We start from the raw sequence: 25511 nt of genomic DNA, 5'->3' as shown, positions 1-25511 counted from the left end.
ACATGGAACGTCGCGACCACCCCCTGCCGCCCGCCTCCCTTGGCACGCAGCGCACGCTGACGAGCTTCCACTACGGCCGCGCCGGCAGCGGCGAGAAGATCTACGTGCAGGCCTCGCTGCACGCCGACGAGCTGCCCGGCATGCTGGTCGCGCACCACCTGCGCCGCCGGCTCGGGGCGATCGAGGCGCAGGGCGCGCTGCGCGGCGAGGTGGTCGTTGTGCCGCTGGCGAACCCGATCGGCGTCGCGCAGCGGCTGCTGCACAGCGTGCAGGGCCGCTTCGACCTCGGCACCGGCGAGAACTTCAACCGCCACTACCCGGCGCTGCGCGACGCGGTGTGGGCACGCATCGAGCCGCAGCTCGGTGCCGATGCGCAAGCCAACCTCCAGCTCGCGCGCGCCGCGCTGCGCGACGCGCTGGCCGCGCTGCCCGCCGACACCGAACTCGCAGCGTGGCGCCGGCAGCTGCTCGGCCTGGCCTGCGACGCCGACGTCGTGCTCGACCTGCACTGCGACACCGACGCCGTGCTGCACCTCTACACGCTGACGCCGCTATGGCCGGCCTGCGAGCCGCTCGCGCGCATCCTCGGGGCGCACGCGACGCTGCTCGCCACCGAGTCCGGCGACCACCCCTTCGACGAAGCGTGCTCGCAGATCTGGTGGCAGCTCGCCGGGCAGGCCGGCGCCGCGCGGCCGATCCCGCTCGGCTGCTTCTCGGTCACGGTCGAGTTGCGCGGCAGCGCCGACGTGAGCCATGCGCTGGCCGAGGCCGACGCCGACGCGCTGATCGAATACCTGCGCCATCGCGGCGTGGTCACCGACCGCGCGAGCGCGCCGCTGCCCCCGCTGATCGCCGAAGCCACGCCGCTGGCCGGCTCGCTGGAAGTGCGCACGCCCACCAGCGGCGTCGTCGCCTGGCATCGCAAGCCCGGCGAGCGCGTCGAGCGCGGCGACCTGCTCGGCGAGGTCATCGACCCGATCGAAGGCACGACGAGCGAGTTGCGCAGCGAGACCGACGGCGTGCTCTACGCGCTCGACACCATCCGCTTCGCGACCGCCGGCGCACGGCTCGCGAAGGTGGCGGGGCGCGACGCCACGCGCACCGGCAAGCTTCTGGGCGACTGACGAGCCGATGTCCGCCCCGCAACTCGAGGCGCTCGACCTCCACAAGCGCTACGGCAGCCACGAGGTGCTCAGGGGCGTGAGCCTGCGAGCGCACGCCGGCGATGTGATCACGCTGATCGGCTCCAGCGGCTCGGGCAAGAGCACGCTGCTGCGTTGCCTGAACCTGCTCGAGCAGCCGCACCGCGCGACGCTGCGCCTGCGTGGCGAAGAACTGGCGCTCGTGCCCGACCGCGACGGGCAACTGCGCGCGAAGGACGCGAGGCAGCTGCAGCGCTGGCGCGCACGCTTGTCGATGGTGTTCCAGTCGTTCAACCTCTGGCAGCACATGACCGCGCTCGACAACGTGATCGAGGCGCCGACGCAGGTGCTCGGCCTGGGCAAGGCCGAAGCGACCGAGCGCGCGCAGGCGCTCCTCGCGCGCGTGGGCGTCGGCCATCGCGCGGCGATGTACCCGGCGCATCTTTCCGGCGGCGAGCAGCAGCGCGTCGCGATCGCGCGCGCGCTCGCGATGGAGCCCGAGGTGATGCTGTTCGACGAGCCGACCTCCGCGCTCGACCCCGAACTCGTCGGCGAGGTGCTGAAGGTCATGCGCGACCTCGCCGCCGAAGGCCGCACGATGATCGTCGTGACGCACGAGATGGGCTTCGCGCGCGAGGTGTCAAGCCACACGCTGTTCCTGCACCAGGGCGTCGTCGAGGAGCAGGGCCCGCCGCACGAGGTGCTCGCGAGGCCCCGGGGCGAACGGCTGCGCGCCTTCCTGTCCGGAGGTCTCAAATGACGGGTCTTGACCCTCCGCACCGCGCCCTCGTCTTCGATGTCTTCGGCACCGTCGTCGATTGGCATGCGTCGATCGTGCGCGAAGGCGAGCTGCTCGGTGCGCAGCTCGGCCGGCCGATCGACTGGCCCGCGTTCGCACGCCGCTGGCGCGCCGGTTACCAGCCGGCGCTGAGCCGCGTCCGGGACGGATCGATCGGCTGGGTCAACGTCGACGAGCTGCACCGGCAGCTCCTCGACGGCCTGATCGCCGAGTTCGGGCTCGAGGCGCTGACGCCGGCGCAGCGCGAGCACCTCAACCGCGTCTGGCACCGGCTCGCGCCCTGGCCGGACGTGCCGCGCGGCCTCGCGCGGCTGAAGGCCGGGCGGATCGTCGCGACGCTGTCGAACGGGCACGTCGCGCTGCTGGTGGACCTGGCGCGCTTCGGCGGCTTGCCGTGGGACTGCGTGCTGTCGGCCGAGCTGTTCCAGGCCTACAAGCCGCAGCCCGAGGTCTACCGCGGCGCGGCGGCGCTGCTCGGCTTCGAGCCGCACGAGGTGACGATGGTCGCGGCGCACCCGTCCGACCTGCACGCCGCGCGCGACGCCGGCCTGCGCACCGCCTACGTCCGCCGCCCGCTCGAATATGGCCTCGGCGAGCCCTTCACGCCGGCGCCCGACGCCGACTTCGACATCGCGGTGGACGACTTCGACGCGCTGGCGGCCCGGCTCGGCGACTGAGCCTCAGCTGCCGCGCAGCGCCTGCAGCACCTCGGAGCGGAACTCGCGCTGGTAGAGCACGTAGATCACGCCGGCGGTCGCGCCCATGAAGATCAGCGGCGAGAAGAACCAGCCGACCGCCGCGAAGGCCATGTAGTAGGCGCGCAGGCCGTCGTTGAACGTCTCGGCGGCCATGCCGACGACGCGGCCCGCGCGGTCGGCGAACGCCTCGCGCGACAGCGCCTCGTCGGACTCGAACGCCCGCGCCTCGGGCGCCGAGGCCACCAGCAGCGCACCGAAGGTGTACTGGCGCAGGCTCCAGGTGAAGCGAAAGAAGGCGTAAACGAAGATCACCGTCAGCAGCAGCAGCTTGAGGTCGAACACCAGTACGGAGGTGCGCACCGCAAACGGGATCTCGCGCACGAGCTCGGTTGCCTTCTCGCTCGCGCCGAGTGCGGCGAGCAAGCCGCCGATGATCAGGATGGTGGTCGAGGCGAAGAAGCTTGGGCTCGTCGACAGGTTCTGGACCACGACGCCGTCGATCACGCGCACCTCGCGGTAGGTGACCTGCAGCATCCATTGCCGGCGGATGCGGTTGGTGGCCGCGAGGATCGAGTTCTGGTGCGCATGCGCTTCGCGCCGTGCGAACCAGGCATAGCCGCTCCAGCCGGCGAAGAACACGACGACGGCCAGCCAGTCGAGAAGCGGCAGCAGCGCCATCACGATGGGTAATGAGGTGTTCATTGCGGCGCCAGGTTTGAGAAGTTCGCAAGCATGCTCATGGCTTCGCGGCAGCTGATTTTGGCGCGGCCGTACCCCGCAGCATTGCGACGGATCTCGACAGCGAGACCACTTGGAGCAATCGAAGGAGGATCAGAATGAAAAAGATCGTCGGCCTGCCCGCCAGTGCGGCGACGATGGTGCCGGTATCGAGCACTGCCGCAGACCGCACTGCACCTTTCCGCACGTCGCGGCTGCCACCGAAATCGGCCGCGGTCGGAGAGCTTTCCCAGCGACCCGGTCCATTGCGGAGTTCATCGGACCCGGGGAGGAAAAACAGGTCGCCGATAACCGCCGAACCCGGCGTTGACCGCCAGCGCGATAGGGACGTCTCGGCGAACAGCTGGCGGGACAGAGCCGGTCCATGGTTCGACCTTCGCGAGTACACGTCGAGCAAGATGGACGAGTACGGCACCGATTTCCGAGCCCGCCCCGACCACTATCAAAGTGACAGTGAGGCCTCGGATACAGAGGATGTGCCGACACAAGGACCCGGCATCGCCGACCCGCGGGAACGCGCCCGACGTTTCCTCAGTGAAACCTTGGCCGCTTTCGAGCGGCAAGATGCTGCATTGGGACCGTATCGGCGAGCGACGTTCAAGCAAGATGATCTGCCATCACCCAATCACAACGGCGTATGCCTGGGGCTCAGCCTCGATTGGCTTCGTTCGGTCCACGACGAGCCGTCGAAGTCTATCGAGCAACGACTCGCCGACTTCGATCCACAGAACGCCGCAAGGATTCGTCGGGTACAGGATCAAAGCAATCGACTGCACGACGAATTGCCCTTTCGCAACTATCACCCCCTCAAGGAACTCAGCGAAAAGTCCGAAGACGTCCGAGGCATCCAGTTCAGCAAGTACTCGACGCATCGGGCTGGCAAGGGAAGCACTCTGGCAGATGTCGCGGGGCATATGGCTCTTCGCCTGCAACGCCCCAACGCGCCGACATCCCACCTGCTGATTCCATCCCCCGGGGCACACGCCATCACGTGCGAGAAGCTCGGCGATCGTTTCCGGATCTTCGAACCGAACCATGGTGTCTATGAAGCCGACAGCAAGCAGCTGGACGAACTTCTGGCCGGCGTGCTTATGAAGCACTTCTCCCTGGTCAAGTCCCTGGAGGATCGAATGTTCAAGGAAGATACCCCGATCACCAAGTTTGTCGAACGCGCCGAAGTCCGCATCATTCCTGTTCGCTTCAAGACCGATGACCTGCAAGACCCTGACCTTGCAAAGCCGTCGAAGCCACCAGAACCCGAATGACCACGGCGCCGGGCGCGTCGCCGGCGACGCACCGCTCAGCCGGGGCGGCGCAGGCGGATGCGACCCGGCAGCGGGACGGAACGCTGGAGCACCGTCTCTCCAAGCCATATCGCCGAGCGCAATGCGCGCGCCGCCACCGTCGCCGGTGGCATCTGCTGGTAATCGTCGTTGAAGACTTCGAAGCTGTAGTCCCCGCGGTAGCCGAGGCGGTCCAGCCGCGTCACCAGTTCGGCCACCTGATCGCTATGCACGCCCTCGCCGGGAAACACCCGGAAATGGCGTGCAGTGGCGATGCGCTCCTCGATCGAGCGCACCTCCTGCCACATGAAGTCGGCAAGCTGCACGAGGAAGATGCGCCGCGGGTCGAGCTCGTCGATGCCGTCCATCGGCGTCTGGGTAGCGAAGAGGTGAAACGAGTCGAGGCCGAGGCCGAGATTCGGCGCGTCGGCGCGCATCACCACGTCCCACGCCATCGGAAAGTCGCTGACCGTGCGGCCCCACGACAACGCCTCGTAGGCGATCTTCAAACCCAGCGGAACGGCCAGCATCGCGAGTTGCCGCAGGTCGGCCGCGATCACGTCGAGATCGGCGCTTGCATGCTTGGACGTCGATGAACAAACCAGCAGCACCGGCGCCCGTACCGCCGCGCACAGCTCGAGCATCGACTTGGCGACGTCCACCTTGTAGTCGCGCAGGTGCCCCTCGAGCCCTTCGAAGTCGCGCAGCACCTGGAAGCCGGTGACGCGCAGTCCGCTGGCGCGCACTGCCGCGATCGCGGCGTCGACCCCCTCGGGATGGGTCGTCAGGTCGCGTGCCGACAACATCAGCTGCCCGAAACCCGCATCGCGTACCGCGGTGAGCTTGGCCGACAACGAGCCGGCCAGCGAGATGGTGTCGAGGCCGAAACCTTCGATGTTGCCGATTCGAGGATTCACGCGCCGGCCCCTCGCATGCTGCGCACAAGTTCGAAGACGACGCTGCCCAGCCGCGTTTCCGTCAACGCGCCGCGCGGGCTCGTCTGCACGCCGGTCGACTCGATGAAGCCGACGCCGCGCTGCCTGAGCGCCGCCACGGTCGTCTCGACGTCGGGGGTGCCCAGGCCGATGCGCTGCAGGAGTTCGCTGTGGTCGAAATCGAACTGGCCGACTTCGGGCTCGATCAGCTGCACCATCAACTGTCCGCACGGGCTGCTAAGGACGCGACCGCGCGGCATGACGCCGAAACGCTCGCTGTCGGGAATGGCGGTGAACCCGAACAGCTCGGTATAGAACTCAGTCCAGTCTTCGACGCGATCGAGGCCAACGTACTGCACCACGCCGAAAAAGTGCAGTCCGGTCAACGCCGGAGGATGCATCTCGACCGTAGGGATCGGCGTGAAGTCGACGTCGTAGATCGAGAACTCGCGATAGCGATCGACGAAGTAGATGCGGCTGCTGCCAACGCCGTGGATGGCGGGGATGTTGAGCTCCATCACCTCGACGTGCGTCGGCACGGCCCAGGCGCCGCGTTCGAGCACATGTCGGTAGGCCGCCGCGGCGTTGCGCACGCGCAGCGCGATCGCGGCGATGACCGGCGCTTCCGCCAGCGTGCCCGCGCCCTTTGCGGCGCCCGGCGCGTCATGCGCGTTGACGATCACGTTGATGTCGCCCTGCCGGTAGAGCAGCACCTCGCGCGACCGGTGGCGCGCGATGGGACGGAAACCCATTTGCTCGAGCAGCTGGCCCAGCGCTTGCGGACGGCTGGTCGCGTACTCGATGAACTCGATGCCGTCGAGTCCCAGTGGATTGGCGGTGGGTATGACGGCTTCGCGGCTTTCGACGGTGTCCATATGATGACCTGTCACGGGGAGTTGGACCGCGCCGCGCCAGCGGCCTCGGCGCGCGGCGATCAGGGCTCGATCACGCCGGCATGGTGAGGTTAAGCGTCAAGGCGGGCCCGCTCATCGCAAGGCGGGCCTTCGACGGCCCCGGATGTGCGTTCATGCTGCCGAGGAGGTCGTCAATGCGGCAGCCCCACCAAGGAACAGCCGCTCGATGTGCGGATCGGCCAGCAGTTCGTCGGCCCGTTTGTGCAGCACCAATCGCCCGGATTCCAGGGCGATGGCCTCGTCGGCCATCTTCAACGCGCTCTTGACGTTCTGCTCGACCATCAGCACCGTCGTACCGGCTTCTGCCAGCTGACGCAGCAGCACGAAGACGTTGCGCACCACCAGCGGCGACAGCCCGATGGACGGCTCGTCGATCAGGATCACCTTGGGCCGCAGCAGCAGCGCGCGGCCGACCTCGAGTTGCTTCTGCTCGCCGCCCGAAAGCGAGGAGGCCGCACTGTGGAGCCGCTCCTTGATGCGGGGAAAAAGCTCAAGCACCTCCGGTATGCGCTCGCGCGTCGTCTTCATGCCCAGCGTGATGCCGCCGAGTTCGAGGTTCTCGTAGGCGGAGAGCTGGCCGAACAGGTTGCGCCCTTGGGGAACGAAAGCGACGCCGTGCTGGACAAGGAGGTCTTTCGCGGACGCGCCGGTGATGTCCTTGCCGTCGAGACGAATGCGCCCTTGGCGCACCTTCAGCATGCCGAACAGTGCCTTCAGCACGGTGCTCTTGCCGGCGCCGTTCGGGCCGAGCAGCAAGGTGATCTTGCCGCGCTTCGCCTTGAAGCTCAGGTTGTTGAGGATCATGAAGTCGCCATAGCCGGCGACGACGTCGTCGAATTCGATGCAACTGTCTCCGGCCATGTCAGCTCCCCAGGTAGGCGTCGAGCACCTGCTTGTTCGCCCGGATCTCCGCCGGCGTGCCGATCGCCATCACCGTCCCTTCGACCATCACCATCACGCGGTGGCAGAGGTCCATCACGAAGTCCATGTTGTGCTCGATCACGATGAAGGAACTGCTGCTGGTGCGGTTCAACTCCTTGAGCAGGCTGCTGATGCCCCCGACGAGGCTCGGGTTGACGCCGGCGCAGGGCTCGTCGAGCAGCACCAGCGCCGGCTCGCTCATGAAGGCCATCGCGATGTCGACGAGCTTCTGCTGGCCGTAGCTGAGTTCGCCCGCCCTCTTGTCCGCGACGTGACGGATGCGGAACTGTTCGATCAGCGCATCGGCCTTGGCGCCGAGGCCGGAATCGGTCGGCGCGAACATGCGGCTGGTCATCGTGCCGCGGTGCTCCTGCGCAGCGACGATCAAGTTGTCGCGCACGGTCATCTTGCCGAACACCTGGAGGGTCTGGAAGGTGCGGCCGACGCCCAGGCGATTGAGCTGCGTCGGCGAGACGCCGGTGATGTCCCTGCCATGGAGCTCGATCTTGCCGGCGTCGGGCGCGATCTGCCCGAGCACGCTATTGAACATCGTCGTCTTGCCCGAACCGTTGGGCCCGATGACGCCGAAGATTTCGCCGGGCATCACCTCGAAGGACACGTCATCGACGGCCTTGATCGCACCGTAGGCCTTCTTCAAGCCCTCGACCTTCAACACCGCCGCGCTCATGTCCGTGCCCCCAACTGCGCCGCTGCTGCGCTGCGCTGAGCCGACGCTTCGCGGGCCATGCGCTTGGCCCGCAGCTTGTCGGGGATGCTGAGCAGGCCGTCAGGCAGCCACAGCATCAGCACGATCACCGCCGCGCCGAAGACGAACAGGTACCAGGCCTGAGCGAAGCGCAGCCACTCGGGCAGCAGCACACCCACCGCCGCGCCCACCACCGGTCCGAAGAAATAGCCGGGGCCGCCGACCACCACCATCAGGTACATCATGATCGATGCGCCCACGGAGAACGGCGCCGGCTCGATGAACTGCACGAGGCTAGCGAACAACGCCCCGGCGATGCCCGCGTAGACGGCGCCGATCGCAAAGCTCAGCAGCGTGTAGGCCTGCACGTGGACACCAAGGCTTTCGGCGCGGATCGGGTTGTCGCGCAACGCCGTGAACGCCTTGCCCCACGGCGAGCGCAGCAACCTCCACAGCAAGGCGGCGAGCAGCATCGTCATGCCGAGCACGAAGTAGTAGTACGCGAGATGGCTGTCGAGGCTCAGGCCAAAAAAGCTGGGGCGCGCAATGTTGTTGATGCCGAACGTGCCGCCGGTGAGCCACTCCTCGTTGCGCATCACGAGCCACACCGCGGTGTTGAAACCCAGCGTCGCGAACGCGAGGTAGATGCTCTGCACGCGCAGGGCGGGAAAGCCGATCGCCAGACCGATGACGAAGCAGCCCAGCATCGCGATCGGAAGGCCGACCCAGAAGCTCAAGCCAGCCTGCATCAGGATGGCGACGGTGTAGGCGCCGATGCCAAAGAAGGCCGCATGACCCAGCGACTTCTGGCCGGCGTAGCCGGCCGTGAGGTTGAGCCCCATCGTCGCGATGATGAAGACCAGCCAGTAGCTGAACAGGTAGATGCCGTAGCTCTTGAGCAGCGGCGGCACGCCGAGCATCACGACGGCGGCGAGGACGAGGCCTGCAAGATGGAGTTTCTTCATAGCGACCTCATCAAACCTTGCGCTCGACCTTCTTGCCGAGCAGTCCCTGCGGCTTGAAGAGGATGACGACCATGAACACCACCAAAGCCACGGCGTCCTTGTAGGCCGCCGAGATGTAGGCGGCGGCGAGGTTCTCGCTGACGCCGACGATCAGCCCGCCGAGCAGCGCGCCGCGCGAGTTGTTGAAGCCGCCGATGATCGCGGCGAAGAACGCCTTCGTGCCGAGCGGCTCGCCCATGTCGAACTTGGCGAGGTAGGTCGGCGTGATGAGCAGCGCCGCCGCACAGGCGAGCAGCGCATTGATGGCGAACGTGTAGAGGATCATGCGCGGCACATTGATGCCGAGCACGGTGGCACTGTCGGTGTTCTGCGCCACGGCCTGCATCGCGCGACCCGTCACGGTCTTCTGCAGGAACGCTTGTGTCGCGAAGACCAGCACCAGCGCAGTCACCAGCGTCCCCACATCCGCCAGCGTCACCGTGACGCCTGCGATGGTGAACAGTTTGTCGGCGAACAGGCTCGGGAACGGATGCGCCTCGGCGCTATAGCCGGCGCGCACGCCGTTGCGCACTGCGATCGCCAGGCCGATGGTCGCCACGACGACGGGCATCAGCCCGTGGCGCAAGAGCGGGTCGGCGATGCCCCGCTTGAAGGCGTAGCCCAGCACCAGCACCGCCACCACGCACGTCAGCATGAAGCTGAGCGGCAGCGGCGCGCCGAAGCTTGCGAAGGCCAGCATCGCGAAGGCCGGCAGCATCACGAACTCGCCTTGCGCGAAGTTGATCGTGCCACAGGCTTGCCACAGCAGCGTGAAGCCAAGCGCGGCCAGCCCGTAGATCGCGCCGGTGGCGAGACCCGAGATAAAAAGTTGAAGAAAGTCGGTCATGTCTTCAGGGCTTCGACGCCCTCCATCGCGCCCTGCGGCGGCGCCCAGCACCTCGCGCTCCCGCCCGCTCAGGGGCGGGGTGCGCACTTCGATCCGTCACTTCTTGGCGAGCGCCGGCAGCACTTCCTTGACCACCTGCTTGCCGTCCTTGACTTCGACGATGAAGCTCTCGCGGTCGAGGTCACCGTTCTGGTCGACGCTCACATCCATGATGACGCCAGGCTCCTTGGCCGCCGAGACGGTCAAGCCGTGCAGGGCCTTGGCGACAGCGACGCGATCGAGCTTGCCCACCTTCTCGATGCCGGCCTTCAGCACGTACATGCCCGTGTAGCCCTTGATGCCGTTGTGATCCGAGATGTACTTGTATTCCTGGAAGAACTTGGCCTTGAACTTGAGCATCAACGGATTCGGCGCATCGACCGTCAGCCCGACGTGCGCCACGGCGCCGTTCGCCGCCTCGCCGGCCAGCTCGATAACCTTTTGGCCGACCAGCGTCGTCTCGCCGACGATGGGCTTGGTCCAGCCTTGCTTGCGCAGTTCGCGCAGGGCACGCGCCGACTCCTCCTCGTTCGTGTAGATGAATACCGCATCGGCGTTGCTCTGCTTGGCCTTGAGCACGGGCGCCGACCAGTCCACCTGACCCGACTCGGTCGAGACGTCGGCGACCACCTGCAGACCGGAAGCCGCGGCCGCCTTCGCGAACGCATCGCGGCCGCCCTTGCCGAAGTCGTTGTTGACGAAGAGCACCGCGACGGTCTTGGCCTTCAGGTTGCTGGCCATGTAGCGGGCAACCTTCGGCATCGCCGTGGTCTGCGTGAAGCTGGTGCGAAAGATGTAGGGGTTGCCCTGCTGCGTGATCGCGGCCGCCTCGCCGCCGGTGAAGTTGGGCGTCTCGGCGCGCTTGGTCTCGGCCATGCTGACCATGATCGAGCCGGAGAAGGTCGGACCCATCACCGCGAAGACGCCGTCGTCGATGGCCTTCACCGCGAGGCCCTTCGCAACGCCGGGGTTCGACTGCGTGTCCGACACCGTGACTTCGATCTTCTTGCCGAGGATGCCCCCGGCCGCGTTGATCTCCTTGATCGCCAGCAGCACACCGTTCTTCGCATTCGTGCCTGCGGTCGCCCCGGCCCCCGAAAGCTCTTGCAGCACGGCGATCTTGAGGGCCTGAGCTTGGGCCGAGGCGGCGCCGAAGGTCAGCGCGGCAGCGGCCAGAAGGATCGAGGGAATGCGCGTCATCGGGGGTCTCCTGAAAGTTCTTGGTGGGCGAAAAAGACGTGCCTAGGCGTTGTGCATCAACGCGCGCACGTCGGAAGCGTCGGCCTGCACGGCGCGCGCCGCGTCGTGGAAGCCGAAGAATGCGAGGTATTCGGGCACCTGCTGAACCAGCATTTCGAAGCCCGGGTGGGCGCTGATGCCGCGCGCACGGCAGGCGCGTAGAAGCGGCGTCGGCTGGTTCTTCATGACGATGTCGACCACCGCAGCACCGCCGTCGACGCGTTCGACGTCGAAAGGCAAGGGGTCGTGGTTCTGCAGCCCAAGCGGCGAGGCATTGACGACCAGGTCGTGGCCCGAGGGATCGCTGGTCGCTGGCGTCTCCACGCGGACGTCGAAAGCGGTACGGACACGCTGCGCGACTTCGACGGCCCGGCCGGGCACCGCGTCGAACAGCGAGAGCCGGCTCACTCCGCGCTGCGCGAGCGAGGCCGCGATCGCCACACCGCCGCCGCCGACGCCAACCACCAAGGCCCGGCGCCCTTCCGGCGGCAGGCCGAAGTGATCGAGCGCCTTGACGAAGCCGACGCCGTCGAACAATCCGCCCTTGGTCGAACCGTCCGGGTTGCGCCGCGCGGCATTCACGGCCCCGGCGATGCTGCCGAGCGCGTCGCACTGCTGAAGGAGGCCGACCATCGCGGTCTTGTGGGGGATGGCGAGCCACAGGCCGTCGATGTTCCCGGCCTTGAAGACAGCGCGCGCGAAGCCGGGCAACTCGGCCGGCGGCACATGGGCCGGCACCAGGACCGCATTGATGCCGTGGCGCCGAAACAGGTGATTGAAGACTTCCGGCGCCCGCACCTGAGCGACGGGATCGCCGAGGATGAGAAAGACGCGTGTCCGACCGTCGATGTGCATGCAAGTCTTGCGGGGCATTTGACGGGGGCGGACGATAGGCAGCTTCGCTGTGGTTGCCCATATCGATCATCGCCCGGCGCGCGATGATCGCGCGCGGCGCGCGCCCCGCGTTCGGATCTGGGGTTTCCACCCGCCGACGGTGGCCGAGCGAAGCCGCGGTCCCGTCGCCACACGGCCTCGACCGGCCTCTTCGAACCGCCGGCGCCGAAGCGTCGCATGGCTTCAGCCGTCGACGCTGCTCACCCCCGTTCGCCGGCGCGCGACTTTCGTTTCGACCGACATCGATTCAGAAGCTCTGCGTCGCCGCAGCACGGAGCTGCCATCGTCAAGCTACCAGTCGCGCCTGGTGGATCGGGCCGCGTGCTCGAGCCGTGAAGCGCCTCAGTCCTGGTTGCCCCTTATGCAAAGCGTCGACGGTCGTCTTTCTTCGTTGCCCATAGAAACAGGCGCCGCGCAGGTGCCGGATGCTGCACAGCCGCAGGGCATCGAGCTTCAGCGCAATCCCTCGCGGCCGGAAGGCCTGGGTCGTCGTGGTGGTTCCGATGCGCACGCCACGGCGGCAGAGCGCCCGCGCCAGCCTACCGTTTTCCATCTGCCGCTCGGGGGCGACGGTGGTCCTTCGGAAGGAGAAACGACCGAAGGCTCCGCCAGCGACCTTGACATGCTCAGGCGCTACCGCGGAGGAAGCGACGGCACGCAGTTCCCGTCCCGAAGCCACGGAACGGCGCCGACGGCCAAGGGGGAGCAAGGCACGCCGCCAAGCTTCCATCTGCCGCTCGTGGGCGACGGTGGTCCTCCGGAAGGAGAAACAACCGAGGGCTCCGCCAGCGACCTTGACATGCTCAGGCGCTACCGCGAGCGAAGCGACGGCACGCAGTTCCGGTCCCGAAGCCACGGAACGGCGCCGACGGCCAAGGGGGAGCAAGGCACGCCGCCGGGCGGCGCTGGATGGGCTGGAGGGGCCACGCCGTCACGAAGCGCTTCGATACGGCGCAGCGGCGGGGCCGCCGCATCCGAGGTCGAGCGCAGGCCGACCCAAACCGCTGCGACCTTCGCGCAGGCCTACAAGCATGCCGGCGGCGAGTTGAATGCGGCCTACGCCGAACCGCCGCGCGAACCGCGCCCGGCCGCAGCGCCCGAACGACGCCAACCGCGCAGTCCCCTGGCCGCCGGCTTCTCGGCGCTGCGTCGCATGGCACCCGGTTGGCGCGAGAAGCGGCCCGACGTCACCGAGCGCCTTGGCGTGTTCGCGCAGCCACGCAACATGAACCGCGATTCGCGCCGGGCGACCGAGGCTGAACGTCCCGGCAAGGTGCGGCCGGTTGCCGCAGCCTCCAGCGCCATCGTGAGCGGCGGCGTGGACGTGACCCATGCGCAGGGCCGTACCGCGCAGCTGCCGCCCGTCATTCCGGCGATGGATTTTCGGGCCGTCAACGAGGAACTGAAACGCGAGGACCGGCTGAGCGATGCGCTGCGCAGCGCGCTCGAGCCGCAACGCGCTGCCAACCCCGAGATCGGCCGCTTTCGCAACCGCTTCCCCGAGCCGGACCCGGCCGCCGACACCCGCCGCCTGCGCACGGCCCTGACCGATCCGCCCTCCGAGTTCGACGGGACCGGGGCCTACGTGCCGCCGTCCAAAGGCCGTCTGGAGCGCCTGCTCGGCCGGATGGCCGGGCCGCTGAGCCACGAGCGATTGATGGGACGGGTGCAGGCGTTGCAGCGGCAGCGTCACGACGACCCTGTGCCGGGCGAAGGACGGCTCGAAGCCGCCACGTCGCAACAGCTGAGTCAGCAGCAGGAGCGGCTGATGGCGCGGATGACCGGCCAGGAACAGCTGCGCATCGCCAAGGTCGCATGCCAGCGTTCGAAGGCCTACATCTCGAAGGCCGAGCGCAATCTCGTCGATGCGCAACAGACGCTGATCGGCGTGCGCAACCTGACCAGTTCAGCGCGCGAACGTGCGGCTCTGGATGTCGTGCTGCACGGCGACGCGATGCCCGAGCGCGACCGTCTGCTCGACGCCGGCTTGCTCGACGTCGCCGAGCTCGCGGCTCGCAGGGAGGACCTGCGCGCCTGCCAGATGCAGCTTGCGGGCGCCGAGCGCAGCCTCGCTCTTTTGAGCGCGCGCCGTCCCGACGAGGTCGTGGAGGGCGTCACCGTGCGCGAGCTCATGGCGGTGCGTGAGCGCGATGTGGAACTCCACCAGATCGACGCGCATCGGCAGCGCGAGCTGGTCGAGGACGCCGTGGCGCGGCTGTCGCCCCAGACGGTCTCGCGCTACGTGCATCACGTGGCCGACACGCTCGCGGCCGACTTGTTTGAACTGCGTGACGCCATGCAGTCCCTGCCGGAGTCGAGCTCGACCAAGTCACCGTTGCACGAGGCGCTGGCCGAGCTCGACGGCCCCGACGCGCGTGCCGCACTGCGCGCCCTCGCACGTCTCGCTCCTGCGCTGCATGCCGCGGTCGACGAGGCCACATCTGCCGCCGAAGACGGGGCACCTTCGCTCGACGCCGACACCCGGCTCCTGCTGCGACGCGCCGGCACGCTGGCCGTGCGCGCCGGCCGCATGCCGATGATCGAACGCGGCGCGGCGGCGTTCTTCGAGGCGGTACGTGTTCGCCACAGCCTCCCCGCGGCTGCCTCAGGCCCGCGTGCCGCCGCGCTGCGCGAAGCCGCCGCCGCGGATGTCGCCCAGATCACCGAGGACCTTGCCGCGATGCGACTGCACCTGCAGGCGCAAGAACACGGCGTCGAGGCGCTGGAGACCGAACTGCAAGCGGCGACCGCCCGGTCGCGCGCCGCAGAGCGCCGCGCGACCGAACACATGCTCGGCGCGCCTGCGCAGCACGGCTTTGCGGCGGCAGCCTCCTACACCCCGCGAAACGTCGCAGCCTTCAAGGACGCCTTGATGGGCGTCTACGACCGCATCGCCGCGCGGACGGACCTCGAGGCTCGCGCTTCCTCCCCGGCGATGGTGGTCGGCGGCGCGATGCGCGCCCTGTCGATGGCCAGCGAGGGTGACCTGGCCCTCGCGACGGCCGCTGCCATCCACCTCTCTCGCACGCGCCTCGTCGACCTGGCGCGCCCCGCGCAGACGCCCGGCCCCGCCGAGGCGGCGGCGCGCCGCGCAGCCTCGCTGCTTGCGCGGGTGCCACGCGGCATCGAGATCCTGCAGCACCTGACCGGCGACGCCGGCCCGGTCTTCGTGCAAGGCAGCCGGCCGCCCGATCCGAGACTGGAGGCAGTCAAGATCTTCCTGCGGTCCCAGGCGGACTTCGAGGATCCGCCCGAATGGCCGGAGGGAGTTCGCACGCAGGTCGCCGCCTTCCGTCGCCGCGCCGGCGAGGCTGCCGCCATCGCGGCGGCAGCCGACGATCCGCGCGCGGCGCTCGCTCGCACCACCACCGCGCAACGAGCCGCCTTCCATGCGATGCGCAACGGCATGGACCACAACGCGCCCGGCTCCGCCTATGCCAAAGCGAACGATGCGATGCTCGAATTGAGCCGCTGGCTGCGGGCGATGAACACGCCCGGGCTGCATGCGCTGACCCCGTTCATCGCGATGGAGCAGGCCATCCATGTGATGGACACCACCGGCAACCCGACCGTGCGCCGCGTGCACGACCAAATGGTGCGCACTGCCAACGACAACCTCGTGAGCATCGTGCACCACGGTGCGCCTCCCGGCTTCGCATCGTTCGAGCGCACGGCGCTGCTGAGCTTGCTGCAGGAGGTCGCCGCTCAGGGCGAGCGCGTCGATGTGGGCGCCCTGAAGATCGACCCGGCGATGCTCGAGCGCGCCCGCGCGGCGGCCCAGGCTCAGGGTCTGGAACCGGATGCCGACCCACGGGAGCGGGCCGCCGGCGCCGCAGGGCGCAGCGCCGCCGAGTTCGCGTTCGACGGCCTGCTCGACAAGGCGCTCGAAGACGGCCACGTCACCGGCCATGCCGTGCTCGAGGGCCTGCGCAACGCCATGAAGCGCACAAACCCTGCGGTCTATGCCGAGAGCGCCGACATCGACTCGATCCGCCGCTTCGTCGATGCACTGACCGCCGAACATCCCCGAGCCGGGGCGTTGGCGTCGCTCGACCTGGCGCTGGAGCGCGCGCGACAAGCGCCGGATGCCGCCATCGGCGCCAGCGATCTGCTTGCGAGCGCTTTGCTCGCGTTGCCGCCGCGACCGACCCTGACGCGCGACCAGCTGGAAGCGCTGCCGGCCGATGCGCGAGCGGTCCACGAACTCGTCGAGCACTTGCACGACTTCGAGCATCGTCTGTCGGGCAGCGAGCTGGTGCGCGAACTCCTGCCCCTGCTCGGCGAAGACGAAGCCGCCGCCGGACGACGCGCGGGCGATGAAGCCGTATCGGCGCGGCTGCCTGAACTGCAGCGCAGGCTGGACGCGTTGAGCCGGTCGCTGCCGGGCTTGCACTCGCTGCACATGGCCCGGGCGCTCGTCGATGGTCTGTCCAGCGATGTGGCGCACGATCCCCGGGCGCTGTCGCGTCCGCTCCAGCAAAGCCACGCGCTGCCCTTGGCGACGTGGCGGGCCGACGCCTCGATGCGTCGGCAGGCCGCCGTGGGTGATGCCTTCACGGCCATGTGGCAGCACGCGCAAGCCGAGGGCATGAGCGTCGCCGGGCTGATGTCGCATGCACGTTCGCACATGGCGGCGTTCGCCTCTTCCAGCGCCGCGCCGGCAGTCGCCGATTTCGACGCCGCCGTCGGGCTGGCCGAGTCGCAGGACCGCATCAAGCATGCGCCGCCCCCGAGAAACGCCGACGAGCTGCTCGACACGCTCAAGTACACGCTCACGAACATGACTTGGCGCGATCGCGGCCGGCTGTCGTCGAGCACCACCGTGGGCCTCAACACCGACCGCGCCTTCTCAGTCCCGACGCCGGTACCGTTTCTCTCGGTGCAGGGCAAGTTCATCGTCGGCCTCGACCAACGGCGCGAAGCGGTGTTCGAGACCTTCATGTCGTCTCCGGCTGGTCCGCAGTTGGTGTTCGGCGTGCGCAACGGCGTGAGCGGCGAAGGCGGCCTGGGCATCGGCGTCGGCTTCAGCACGGACCTCATAGCGGGCGAGCCAGCGCCTGCGGCCCCGGCGTCCGGCGCTCAACCGGCAGCAGCTGCGACTGAAAACAGCGACGCCAAGCTGCAGGGCAGCCTGCGCGTCTATGCGGAGGGCCGCGGCCGCTACGAAGCCAGTGTCGAGGATGGCGTGTCGCTGCGCGTGCCTCGCTACCTCGGGCACGAAGCGCGTCTGCACGACCAGTTCTTGAGCTTGGTCAATGACCTGCTTCGCATCGCGCGCGACGGTCGGCCTTCGGCCGACGGCCGACCCGCGGATCTCTTCGGCGAGCTGCTCGCTGCCCAGCCCGAAGCCAGCCTCGGACCGCAGAAGGTTCGTCGCGATGCGCTGTCCTCCGAAGGCCTCGTGGAAGGCGGCCTGTCGCTGGGCTTCCCTGGCAACCTCGGTGGGCTCGGCTTCAACGGCGGGGTCCGCCGTCGCCGCGAGTCCGCCAACAGCACCACCCAGCCGACGGCCTACGTCCATTGGCCGAATGCGGATTCCAAGATCACGACCCAGGTCACCATGCAGGGCAACCTGGGCTGGTCGCCGTTGCCTATCCGGGATACGGAAACCCGCACCCCACCGGCCACACCCGCGCCGACCGAAGGCGGCCCACCGGCCGCGGCTGCGCCGTCCGAGACATCGACCGTGTTCAGCCTGGCCGGCGTTCCGGTCGGCATCACGACGAACTCCGAAGTGGTGACCCGCGTCAACCGCCGGCTCGGCGAGCAGACCTATTTCGACGGCGAGCACTTCTACGACTGGGCGGCCCGTGGCTACGAGGTCAACGACATGAAGATGTTCCGCGACAGCACGCTGGCGCGGCTGTCGCAATGGGCCGAGCTGGCGGCGATCCGGGCGCCCCAGGGCATTCCACCGGAGGACCGCTATGCACTAGGCGAGAAGTTCGTCCTCGATTTGGTCTCGCAAGCGCAGGCCATCGGCAAGCGCAACCAGACGACGACGGCGGTGTCCTTCGACATCCTCTTGCCGGAATTCGACCCCCAGATCGATCACCTCCACCGCGAAGCCTGGTTCGCTGCGCGGCGCGGGGACGCGCCTGCAGTCAAAGCGACCGAAGCGCTGCTCGACCGCTTGTTCACCGATCCCGACGCACGGCGCGTGGCCTTGATGCACGTCTCCAACTCGACGCGCAGCACCGTGCAGGTCGGCCTCGACTACTTCGTCAAGGCCCAGGCCACCTATGCGGGCGAGAGTCGCAAGACGATGATCCAGGTTCCGCAAGCCAATCCGATCGTCGATGGGCCGCTGGCCGAGCGTCGTCCGATTCCGCCGGGCATTCGACCCGCGGTGGCGTCGCCCGCTGGAACGCCCGCCTCCACGGCATCGACGTCGGCATCGGCGACACTTGCGCCGAAGCAGAAGACGCGGTGGGTGCCCGGCCTGCCCGCGATCACGGAGTCGAAGGATTCCCAGGCGCCGGAGCGCATGCCCGGGTCGACAAGCGGATCCAAGCCTAGGAAGAGCCCCGATCTGCCGCCTATCGCGGAGGCGGACTGAGCATCAGGCACGTGGCGGCCTCGCGTCACGAAACGACAGCAACGCCAACCACTTCCATTCGCCGCATGAGTTGCCCCCCGACGACCGTGGACAGCCCGGCTCGCATCGATCCGAAAGATTTGATCGAAGGACTCGGCAAGGGCCTGCGCGTGATCGAGGCCTTCGACGACGATCACCCCCGGCTCTCGCCGAGCGAGACCGCACATCGCACCGGGCTCACGCGAACCGCGGCGCGCCGCTACCTGCTGAGCCTGGTTCACTTCGGTTACGCCGCCACGGACGGCAAGCTCTTCTGGCTGCTTCCGCGCGTGCTGCGGCTGGGGCAGAGCTACCTCGGTACAGCACGGCTGCCGCGCCTGGTGCAACCGTTCATCCAGCGTGTGTCGATGGCTTGCGGCGAGACGGTCAACGTCAGCGTGCTCGACGGCCACGAGGTCATCTACATCGCCCGCAGCAACAGTCCACGAGTCGTGAGCATCGGCTATCAGGTCGGGGCACGCATCCCGGCCCACGTGGTGGCGCCGGGGGTGGTGATCCTCGCCAGCTTGCGCGACGACGCTCTAGACGCCTGGTGCGCGGAACACGAGTTCGCGGCGCTGTCGCCGCACACGGTCACCGATGCGACCCGCTTCCGATCGATGGTAAGCGAAGCGCGAACGCTTGGTCACTGGATCTCCGAGCAGTACCTCGATACCGGCCTGCGAGGCATCGCGGTCGCACTGAAGAACCGCCACGGTCAGTGCCAGGGCGCCGTCGGCGTGACCCTGCCTATCCAGCCGCTGACGCGTGAGCAGGTGATCGATCGGATGTTGCCGTTGTTGAACGACGTGGCGCAGTCACTCAGACCTCTGATCTGAGCCCGGGGCCGTCGCAGCGGCCCGGTTCCCTAAACGGCTTGTGTGCCGCCCGCTAACCAGCGGGCGGCGCTTCCCCTTTAGAAGCGGTGCACGACGCCGGCGTGAACGCCGCTGATGCCGCGTCCGTTCACGTCGACCGACTGCGTGAAATTGGGATTCACCGCGGCCGAGCCGGCCGGCCGGAAGCCGGCGTTGTCGTCGTTGGTCAGCGTCTCGATCGAGGCATGCAGCGTCGTGCGCTTCGACAGCGCGTAGTACGCGCCGATCGATCCGCCGTCCGCGTCGCGACCGCTGCCGGACTTGTCCTTGATCTTGCCGTACAGCATGCCGACGCGCAGCGCCGGCGTGACGAGGAAGTCGGCCGAGATCTGGAAGATGTCGTAGTCGCGATTCACGTCGGCGTTGGTGCCAGCGACGACGCCGCCGACGCCGCCCAGGATCGAGCCGCCGTTGTTGATCAGCGCCGCGCCGGCACCGCTGGACGTGCTGTTGTTGGTGCGCACGAAGACGCCGTAGATCTTGCCGCGGCCGTAGTCGAAGTTGGCGTAGAAGTTGTGGTACTTCACGTCTTCGCTGAACGCCGCACCATCCGGTGCCTTGCCGATGAGCCCGGCGTAACCCACACGCACCGGTCCGGCGAGATAGTCGATCGCCGCCTGATAGACGGCCTGGTCACCGAACCCGTCGACTTCCGCCAAGGCGAAGTGCCCTTCGACCTGCACGCCCGCCCAGCGGGGCGAGATGTAGGCAATGTCGTTGTTGTAGCGCGAGGGCACGCCGAAAGCGTTGACCACCGACCCAAGGGTGCGCGCCGTGTAGTCGACGTAGTCGCCGCGGAAAAAGATCGCCGTGTTCTGGCGGCCCAGCCGCACCTCGCCCCACGCCGGCGAGCCTAGGCCGACCCATGCCTGGCGGTCGAACTGACGCGTGCCATCCGCGGCGGCGCCGGTGTCCGCCGAGAAGCCCTGCTCGAGCTGGAACTTCGCGACCAGGCCGCCGCCCAGGTCTTCGCTGCCACGCAAGCCCCAGCGGCTGCGCAACAGCGCGCCGTCGTTCAGGGTCTTCAGCGAGGCGCCGGAGTCGCTGCGCATGTAGTTGAGGTATTGATCCAGCGTGCCGTACAGCGTCACGCTCTGCGCGCAAGCGACTCCTGCCCAACCTGTCAGTGCCGCCGCCACCAGCTGCTTCTTCTTGCCCATGAAATCCCCTCTTTCTTGTTGAATTCCTGCTTCTGCAGGTGAAGCAGATTCAAGCAGCGCGCCGAGCGCCGGTCCATCGAGCACGGGCGGTGATCGCGCATGGCGCGCGGTGACCGTACGCTCCCCGGGTTATCCCCGTGCACTGGTTCCAGGACGACGTTGCATCACCGCGAAAGTCGCCCGAGCGTCGTGGCTCTTCCCGTTTCCGCGACCACCACGGCGCTACCGATTGACGCGAGATGCGGCTCTGCCAGCATCGCGACGGTTGTTTTGCCACGCACCAAGAGTTGCCGATGCCCACCTCGGGTCGCCGCATGTTGTTGCGCGCTGGCGTGCTTGTCGCGCTGGCGGTCGCCGGGGCCGCTCGCGCACAACCGGCGCGCACCGTGCGCGTGATCGTCGGCTTCCCGGCAGGCGGCGGCACCGACGCGATCGCGCGGCTGCTGGCCGAGCACCTGAAGGACGAGCTGGGCGCACCCGTCATCGTCGAGAACAGGCCCGGCGCCGGCGGGCAGCTCGCGGCGCAGGCGCTGAAGGCGGCCGCGCCCGACGGCACGACCTTCTTCCTGAGCCACGACCACACGATCTCGATCCTGCCGCTGGTGGTGAAGACGCCCGGCTTCGATCCCGCGCGCGACTTCGTCCCGGTGGCCGGCTTTGCGAGCTTCGTCAACGCGTTCGCCGTCTCGGGCGCGACGCCGGCGGCGAGCCTGGCCGAGTACGTCGCGTGGGTGAAGACGAACGGCGGCGGCAAGGGCGCCGTCGGCATCCCTGCGCCTGCCTCGACGCCGGAGTTCCTCGTCAAGGTCCTCGGCGAGCGTTACCGGCTCGACCTGGTGCCCGCGCCTTACCGCGGCAGCGCGCCGATGATCGGCGACATGCTGGGCAACCAGATCGCCGCGGGCGTCGGCTCGGTGCCCGACCTCATCGAGCAGCACCGCGCCGGCAAGCTGCGCGTCGTCGCCGTGCTGGGCGGTGCACGCCAGCCGGCTCTGCCCGACGTGCCGACGCTCGCCGAGCTCGGCATCCCGGGGTTCGACGACCTGCCCTACTACGGCGTGTTCGCGCCGGCCGGCACGCCGGCGGCGGCCATCGACACCTTCTCGGCCGCGCTGCGCAAAACCCTCGACCAGCGCAGCATGCGCGCACGGCTCACGGCGATGGGGCTCGCGGTCGAGTTCATGCCGGCGACGCAGCTCGCGCGCCGCGAGCGCGCGTACGCGCAGAGCTGGGCGCGGATCATCAAGGCGAGCGGCTTTCAGCCGCAGTAGCGTTCGGCCGGAAGCCGGGCGCCGAGGCGCCGCCGTCCATCGCCGCAGCAAGCGTCGCGGCGCAACGGGGGCGCGCCGACCAGCCGGGCTGCGGCCGGAGCCTGCGGCCCCTTCGAACGAGCTGCCGTTCAGCGCGACCGCAGCTTCGCGGCCGCGTCGACCAGCGCCTGCAACGCGCCGTCGAGCGTCGCCAGCTGCTTCGCATCGGCCAGCGTGTCGCCGGCCCAGGCCTTGTTCGCCTGGGGCAGTCCGAACTGCATCGGCATCACGACCAGCCCCGGGTTCAGCGCCAGGAACTGCCGCAGAGCGAGCAGGCTGCGCAGCCCGCCCAAGGCACCGGGCGAGGCGCTGGCAAGCAGGCAGGGTTTGCCGCCCATCGCCGTCTTGTGTTCGGGCACCCGCGTGGCCCAGTCGATGGCGTTCATCAGCAGCGGTGGCGGGAAGGCGTTGTATTCGGGCGAGACGACGACGACCGCGTCGCTCGCGGCGAACTGCTCGACCAGCGCCTTGGCGCCCACGGGCACGCCCTGCTCGGCCTCGAGGTCGCCGTCGTAGATCGGCAGCGCGAGCGCGCGCAGATCCACGAGCGTCGGCTGGGCCTGGTGCTGCTTCAGGCGTTCGGCGACGAGCGTCGCCAGTTGCAGGTTCAGCGAGCCCTTGCGCTGGCTGCCGGGGATGACGAGGACCTTGGACATCGAAGGCTCCGGGCAGGCAGGCGGCTCAGGCCGCGACGCGCCGGGCCGCGGCGGCGACGCGGGCGCCGAACTGGCGCGCGGTTTCGAGGTCGCCGGGCGGCATCTCCTCGACGCTCGCATCCGACGGGCTCTGCGCCATCGCGCCCGCGAACGAGCCGACGTAGTTCAGGTCGTCGCGCTTCGCCGCCTTGGTGTTGGCCGGCATCATGCCGGTGCCAACCCACAGGCCGCCGTGCTGCATCGCCAGCGTGAACAGGTAGTGCAGCGTCGAGAGCTTGTCGCCGTTCATCGTCGCGCTGTTGGTGAAGCCGGCGAACAGCTTGTCCTTCCAGCCTTGCCCGAACCAGACCTTGCTGGACGCATCGGCGAACTTCTTGAACTGCCAGCTGACGGTGCCCATGTAGGTCGGCGAACCGAAGACGATGGCATCGGCGGCGGCCAGCTTCTCCCAGGCCCCCTCGGGCAGGTTGCCTTCGGCGTCGATGGCGATCAGCTCGGCACCGGCGCCCTGCGCGACCGACTCGGCCATGCGCTTGGTGTGGCCGTAGCCGCTGTGGAAAACGACGGCGATCTTGTTGTCGGACATGTCGGGCTCCTGAAGGATAGGAAGATGAAGTTGGAAAGGCGGCGCGAGCATCGCCGCGTTCGCGATGGGCCTGCCCGCGACAAGGGCAAGCCCGGCCGTGGCAGAGCCGCGCTCAGACGAGCCGCTTGAGGTCGAAGACCAGCACCTCGGCGGCGCGGCCCTGGCCCAGCCTCAGCTCGGTTTCGCCGTTCAGCAGCAGCGCGTCGCCGGCCTTCAGGGCACGGCCGTTCGCCGTCAGCTCGCCGCGCGCGAGGTGCACGTAGGCGAGCCGCTTCGGGTCGAGCGCGAGCGTCGCGGCCTCGTCGCCGTCGAACAGGCCGGCGTGGATCGCGGCATCGGCGTGGATCGTCACCGCGCCGTGCTTCTGGCTCAGGCCGTCGGGCGCCGCCACCAGCTTCAGCACGCCGCGTTTCTCGGCGTCGTCGAACTTCTTCTGCTCGTAGCCGGGCGCGATGCCGCGCGCTTCGGGAAGGATCCAGATCTGCAGCAGGTGCGTGCGCCTGGACTGCTCGGCGTTGAACTCGCTGTGCAGGATGCCGGTGCCGGCGCTCATGCGCTGCACTTCGCCGGGCAGGATCTCGGCGCCGTTGCCGAGGCTGTCCTTGTGCGCCAGCGAGCCCTCGAGCACGTAGGTCACGATCTCCATGTCGCGGTGCGGATGCGTGCCGAAGCCGGCGCCGGGGGCGATCACGTCGTCGTTGATGACGCGCAGGTTGCCGAAGCCCATGTGGGCCGGGTCGTGGTAGTCGGCGAACGAGAAGCTGTGGGCGCTTTGCAGCCAGCCGTGGTCGGCGTGGCCCCGTTCGGCGGCGGGTCGCAGGGTGATCATCGTGGGGCTCCTTCGCGGCACCGGAAGGTGGAGGTCGGTGCGTGCCGCCATCGTGCCGCCAAGCCGTGCCGCCGGGAGTCGGGCCGCTCGAAGACAGCGTTCAGCGCGCTTGAACCGCCGACGGCGCGGCCCGTGCGTCCGATGCGGCGGCCGTGGCGGTCGCGTCCATCCCGCCGAGCCGTCGCCGCCGCGCGGCGCGCACGATGCCCGATGGCATCATCGATCGATGCCGGAACGCCGCAACGTCCTGACGCCCGAGGCGCTGACGATGGTCGACCTGATCGCCCGCACCGGCAGCTTCGCGGCGGCGGCGCGCGAGCTCGGCAAGGTGCCCTCGGCGCTGACCTACAGCGTGCGGCAGCTCGAGGACGCGCTCGACGTGCTGCTGTTCGACCGCAGCTCGCGCCAGGCCAAGCTCACCGCGGCCGGCGACGAGCTGCTGCACGAAGGGCGCCGCCTGCTGATCGAGATGGACGCGGTCGCGAACCGCGTGCGCCGCGTGGCCACCGGCTGGGAGGCGCAGTTCACCATCGTGCTCGACGACATCGTCGCGCGCGAACCGGTGTTCGACCTGATCGAAGCCTTCTACCAGCTGCGCGTCAGCACCAAGGACGCGCCGGACAGCCCGCCGCCGACGCGCCTGCGGGTGCGCACCGAGGTGCTCTCGGGCACCTGGGAGGCGCTGGCCACCGGCGAAGGCGACCTCGCGATCGGCGGCGCGTTCGAGCCGGCCGGCGGCGGCTTCCAGTGCGAGGCGCTGGGGCCGATCGATCTGGTCTTCGCGGTCGCGCCGCAGCATCCGCTGGCGCGCGCGAGCGAGCCTCTGACCGCCGAACAGATCGCCCGGCACCGCGTGATCGCGATCGCCGACAGCGCGCGCCACTTCGCGCCGATCACCGTCGGCGTGCAGGTCGGGCAGGACGTGCTCACCGTGCCCTCGCTCGCGATGAAGATCGAGACGATGCTGCGCGGCCTGGGCTGCGGCTCGGTGCCCGAGGCCGCGATCCGCTCGCATCTTGCCGCCGGCCGGCTGCTGCGCAAGAAGACGACGCTGCCGCCGCGCAACTCGCCGCTGCACTACGCCTGGCGTGCGGCGTCGAGCGCGACGCCGGGGCTGGCGCTGCAGTGGTGGTTGGCGCAGCTGCGCAGCGAGGCGACGCGCAAGGCCTTGCTCGAGGGCTACGCCCGCTGAAGCGGCGGGGTCGAGCACGCCGCCGCTGGCTGTCGAATAAGAACGATTCGCGATAGCATGCAGCCTCCTTCCCGGGCTCGCTAGCCGCCGCCAGGACTCCGGGTGCCTTGACCGCCGCGCGCCGCATGCCGCGCGCGGCATCGACCCGCACCCATGCCGCCAAC

Annotated in this window: 21 protein-coding genes; 8 read left to right on the top strand and 13 right to left on the bottom strand. The window is 68.8% G+C overall.

The features are described from left to right. Positions 1-2 precede the first annotated feature (2 nt). Genes VFR90_RS00630 through VFR90_RS00620 form a run of 3 tightly spaced genes read left to right on the top strand, consistent with a single transcriptional unit; the run spans position 3 to position 2618 of the window. Positions 3-1124, top strand: a complete 1122-nt coding sequence (locus tag VFR90_RS00630; RefSeq protein WP_326403961.1) for a succinylglutamate desuccinylase/aspartoacylase family protein — start codon at positions 3-5, stop codon at positions 1122-1124. A gap of 7 nt (positions 1125-1131) precedes the next feature. Beyond that, positions 1132-1902 carry an ABC transporter ATP-binding protein gene (locus tag VFR90_RS00625; RefSeq protein WP_326403959.1) on the top strand — a complete coding sequence of 257 codons (771 nt, stop codon included), beginning with the start codon at positions 1132-1134 and terminating at the stop codon, positions 1900-1902. Then, entirely contained in the window at positions 1899-2618 is a 720-nt protein-coding gene (locus VFR90_RS00620) for a haloacid dehalogenase type II (protein ID WP_326403957.1), read from the top strand. Before VFR90_RS00625 ends, VFR90_RS00620 begins: the two co-directional genes overlap by 4 nt. A 3-nt stretch (positions 2619-2621) precedes the next feature. On the opposite strand, the gene VFR90_RS00615 is transcribed toward VFR90_RS00620, so the two are convergent. Continuing rightward, a complete protein-coding gene (locus tag VFR90_RS00615; RefSeq protein ID WP_326403955.1) occupies positions 2622-3341 on the bottom strand; it encodes a DUF599 domain-containing protein in 720 nt (239 codons plus the stop codon). Between the two features lie 134 nt (positions 3342-3475). On the opposite strand from VFR90_RS00615, the gene VFR90_RS00610 reads away from it, so the two are divergent. After that, a complete protein-coding gene (locus VFR90_RS00610; protein WP_326403954.1) occupies positions 3476-4642 on the top strand; it encodes a YopT-type cysteine protease domain-containing protein in 1167 nt (388 codons plus the stop codon). Positions 4643-4677: 35 nt separating this feature from the next. Here the strand turns inward: VFR90_RS00610 and VFR90_RS00605 are convergent, their stop codons facing one another. The 8 genes from VFR90_RS00605 to VFR90_RS00570 all read right to left on the bottom strand — a co-directional run bounded on the left by VFR90_RS00605 (position 4678) and on the right by VFR90_RS00570 (position 12120). Continuing rightward, the gene (locus tag VFR90_RS00605; RefSeq protein ID WP_326403952.1) at positions 4678-5577 is read right to left on the bottom strand and encodes a sugar phosphate isomerase/epimerase family protein; all 900 of its coding nucleotides are present in this window, start codon (positions 5575-5577) and stop codon (positions 4678-4680) included. Next, complete coding sequence (locus VFR90_RS00600; RefSeq protein ID WP_326403950.1) at positions 5574-6470, bottom strand: VOC family protein; 897 nt, start codon at positions 6468-6470, stop codon at positions 5574-5576. The genes VFR90_RS00605 and VFR90_RS00600 overlap by 4 nt, the downstream gene beginning before the upstream one ends. A 150-nt stretch (positions 6471-6620) precedes the next feature. Continuing rightward, a complete protein-coding gene (locus tag VFR90_RS00595) occupies positions 6621-7370 on the bottom strand; it encodes an ABC transporter ATP-binding protein (protein ID WP_326403948.1) in 750 nt (249 codons plus the stop codon). 1 nt (position 7371) lies between these two features. Next, complete coding sequence (locus VFR90_RS00590) at positions 7372-8118, bottom strand: ABC transporter ATP-binding protein (protein WP_326403947.1); 747 nt, start codon at positions 8116-8118, stop codon at positions 7372-7374. Further along, the gene (locus VFR90_RS00585; protein ID WP_326403946.1) at positions 8115-9101 is read right to left on the bottom strand and encodes a branched-chain amino acid ABC transporter permease; all 987 of its coding nucleotides are present in this window, start codon (positions 9099-9101) and stop codon (positions 8115-8117) included. The genes VFR90_RS00590 and VFR90_RS00585 overlap by 4 nt, the downstream gene beginning before the upstream one ends. A gap of 10 nt (positions 9102-9111) precedes the next feature. Continuing rightward, positions 9112-9987: a branched-chain amino acid ABC transporter permease gene (locus VFR90_RS00580; RefSeq protein ID WP_326403945.1), complete on the bottom strand. Its 876-nt coding sequence runs from the start codon at positions 9985-9987 to the stop codon at positions 9112-9114. 96 nt (positions 9988-10083) lie between these two features. Beyond that, the gene (locus VFR90_RS00575) at positions 10084-11226 is read right to left on the bottom strand and encodes an ABC transporter substrate-binding protein (RefSeq protein ID WP_326403944.1); all 1143 of its coding nucleotides are present in this window, start codon (positions 11224-11226) and stop codon (positions 10084-10086) included. A 42-nt stretch (positions 11227-11268) separates the two neighbouring features. Further along, entirely contained in the window at positions 11269-12120 is an 852-nt protein-coding gene (locus VFR90_RS00570; RefSeq protein ID WP_326403943.1) for a shikimate dehydrogenase family protein, read from the bottom strand. Positions 12121-12520: 400 nt separating this feature from the next. On the opposite strand from VFR90_RS00570, the gene VFR90_RS00565 reads away from it, so the two are divergent. Beyond that, complete coding sequence (locus tag VFR90_RS00565; protein WP_326403942.1) at positions 12521-18718, top strand: hypothetical protein; 6198 nt, start codon at positions 12521-12523, stop codon at positions 18716-18718. A gap of 86 nt (positions 18719-18804) precedes the next feature. Further along, positions 18805-19575, top strand: a complete 771-nt coding sequence (locus tag VFR90_RS00560; RefSeq protein WP_326403941.1) for an IclR family transcriptional regulator domain-containing protein — start codon at positions 18805-18807, stop codon at positions 19573-19575. Positions 19576-19652: 77 nt separating this feature from the next. Here VFR90_RS00560 and VFR90_RS00555 read toward each other — a convergent pair whose 3' ends face one another. Beyond that, on the bottom strand, positions 19653-20774 hold the full coding sequence (locus tag VFR90_RS00555; protein WP_326403940.1) for a porin: 1122 nt from the start codon (positions 20772-20774) through the stop codon (positions 19653-19655). 293 nt (positions 20775-21067) lie between these two features. On the opposite strand from VFR90_RS00555, the gene VFR90_RS00550 reads away from it, so the two are divergent. Beyond that, entirely contained in the window at positions 21068-22045 is a 978-nt protein-coding gene (locus VFR90_RS00550) for a Bug family tripartite tricarboxylate transporter substrate binding protein (protein ID WP_326403939.1), read from the top strand. 128 nt (positions 22046-22173) lie between these two features. On the opposite strand, the gene VFR90_RS00545 is transcribed toward VFR90_RS00550, so the two are convergent. The 3 genes from VFR90_RS00545 to VFR90_RS00535 form a co-directional block, all read right to left on the bottom strand. Next, on the bottom strand, positions 22174-22740 hold the full coding sequence (locus VFR90_RS00545; protein WP_326403938.1) for an NADPH-dependent FMN reductase: 567 nt from the start codon (positions 22738-22740) through the stop codon (positions 22174-22176). Between the two features lie 25 nt (positions 22741-22765). Next, the gene (locus VFR90_RS00540; protein ID WP_326403937.1) at positions 22766-23326 is read right to left on the bottom strand and encodes a flavodoxin family protein; all 561 of its coding nucleotides are present in this window, start codon (positions 23324-23326) and stop codon (positions 22766-22768) included. Between the two features lie 112 nt (positions 23327-23438). After that, the gene (locus VFR90_RS00535; RefSeq protein WP_326403936.1) at positions 23439-24155 is read right to left on the bottom strand and encodes a pirin family protein; all 717 of its coding nucleotides are present in this window, start codon (positions 24153-24155) and stop codon (positions 23439-23441) included. A 226-nt stretch (positions 24156-24381) separates the two neighbouring features. Here VFR90_RS00535 and VFR90_RS00530 point away from each other — a divergent pair, with 226 nt between their 5' ends. Further along, the gene (locus tag VFR90_RS00530; protein ID WP_326403935.1) at positions 24382-25347 is read left to right on the top strand and encodes a LysR family transcriptional regulator; all 966 of its coding nucleotides are present in this window, start codon (positions 24382-24384) and stop codon (positions 25345-25347) included. Positions 25348-25511 lie beyond the last annotated feature (164 nt).

It is taken from the genome of Methylibium sp., assembly GCF_035762065.1.
Classification (GTDB): Bacteria; Pseudomonadota; Gammaproteobacteria; order Burkholderiales; family Burkholderiaceae_C; genus Methylibium.
This window is presented reverse-complemented; position numbering and strand designations above follow the sequence as displayed.

Bases quoted from the DNA above. Each gene is read 5' to 3' on its own strand.
- VFR90_RS00565 (WP_326403942.1), top strand. From the start codon at position 12,521: ATGCAAAGCGTCGACGGTCGTCTTTCTTCGTTGCCCATAGAAACAGGC.
- VFR90_RS00540 (WP_326403937.1), bottom strand. From the start codon at position 23,326: ATGTCCGACAACAAGATCGCCGTCGTTTTCCACAGCGGCTACGGCCAC.
- VFR90_RS00550 (WP_326403939.1), top strand. From the start codon at position 21,068: ATGCCCACCTCGGGTCGCCGCATGTTGTTGCGCGCTGGCGTGCTTGTC.
- VFR90_RS00595 (WP_326403948.1), bottom strand. From the start codon at position 7,370: ATGGCCGGAGACAGTTGCATCGAATTCGACGACGTCGTCGCCGGCTAT.
- VFR90_RS00615 (WP_326403955.1), bottom strand. From the start codon at position 3,341: ATGAACACCTCATTACCCATCGTGATGGCGCTGCTGCCGCTTCTCGAC.
- VFR90_RS00620 (WP_326403957.1), top strand. From the start codon at position 1,899: ATGACGGGTCTTGACCCTCCGCACCGCGCCCTCGTCTTCGATGTCTTC.
- VFR90_RS00570 (WP_326403943.1), bottom strand. From the start codon at position 12,120: ATGCACATCGACGGTCGGACACGCGTCTTTCTCATCCTCGGCGATCCC.
- VFR90_RS00575 (WP_326403944.1), bottom strand. From the start codon at position 11,226: ATGACGCGCATTCCCTCGATCCTTCTGGCCGCTGCCGCGCTGACCTTC.
- VFR90_RS00555 (WP_326403940.1), bottom strand. From the start codon at position 20,774: ATGGGCAAGAAGAAGCAGCTGGTGGCGGCGGCACTGACAGGTTGGGCA.
- VFR90_RS00630 (WP_326403961.1), top strand. From the start codon at position 3: ATGGAACGTCGCGACCACCCCCTGCCGCCCGCCTCCCTTGGCACGCAG.
- VFR90_RS00600 (WP_326403950.1), bottom strand. From the start codon at position 6,470: ATGGACACCGTCGAAAGCCGCGAAGCCGTCATACCCACCGCCAATCCA.
- VFR90_RS00585 (WP_326403946.1), bottom strand. From the start codon at position 9,101: ATGAAGAAACTCCATCTTGCAGGCCTCGTCCTCGCCGCCGTCGTGATG.
- VFR90_RS00580 (WP_326403945.1), bottom strand. From the start codon at position 9,987: ATGACCGACTTTCTTCAACTTTTTATCTCGGGTCTCGCCACCGGCGCG.
- VFR90_RS00535 (WP_326403936.1), bottom strand. From the start codon at position 24,155: ATGATCACCCTGCGACCCGCCGCCGAACGGGGCCACGCCGACCACGGC.
- VFR90_RS00610 (WP_326403954.1), top strand. From the start codon at position 3,476: ATGAAAAAGATCGTCGGCCTGCCCGCCAGTGCGGCGACGATGGTGCCG.
- VFR90_RS00530 (WP_326403935.1), top strand. From the start codon at position 24,382: ATGCCGGAACGCCGCAACGTCCTGACGCCCGAGGCGCTGACGATGGTC.
- VFR90_RS00545 (WP_326403938.1), bottom strand. From the start codon at position 22,740: ATGTCCAAGGTCCTCGTCATCCCCGGCAGCCAGCGCAAGGGCTCGCTG.
- VFR90_RS00625 (WP_326403959.1), top strand. From the start codon at position 1,132: ATGTCCGCCCCGCAACTCGAGGCGCTCGACCTCCACAAGCGCTACGGC.
- VFR90_RS00590 (WP_326403947.1), bottom strand. From the start codon at position 8,118: ATGAGCGCGGCGGTGTTGAAGGTCGAGGGCTTGAAGAAGGCCTACGGT.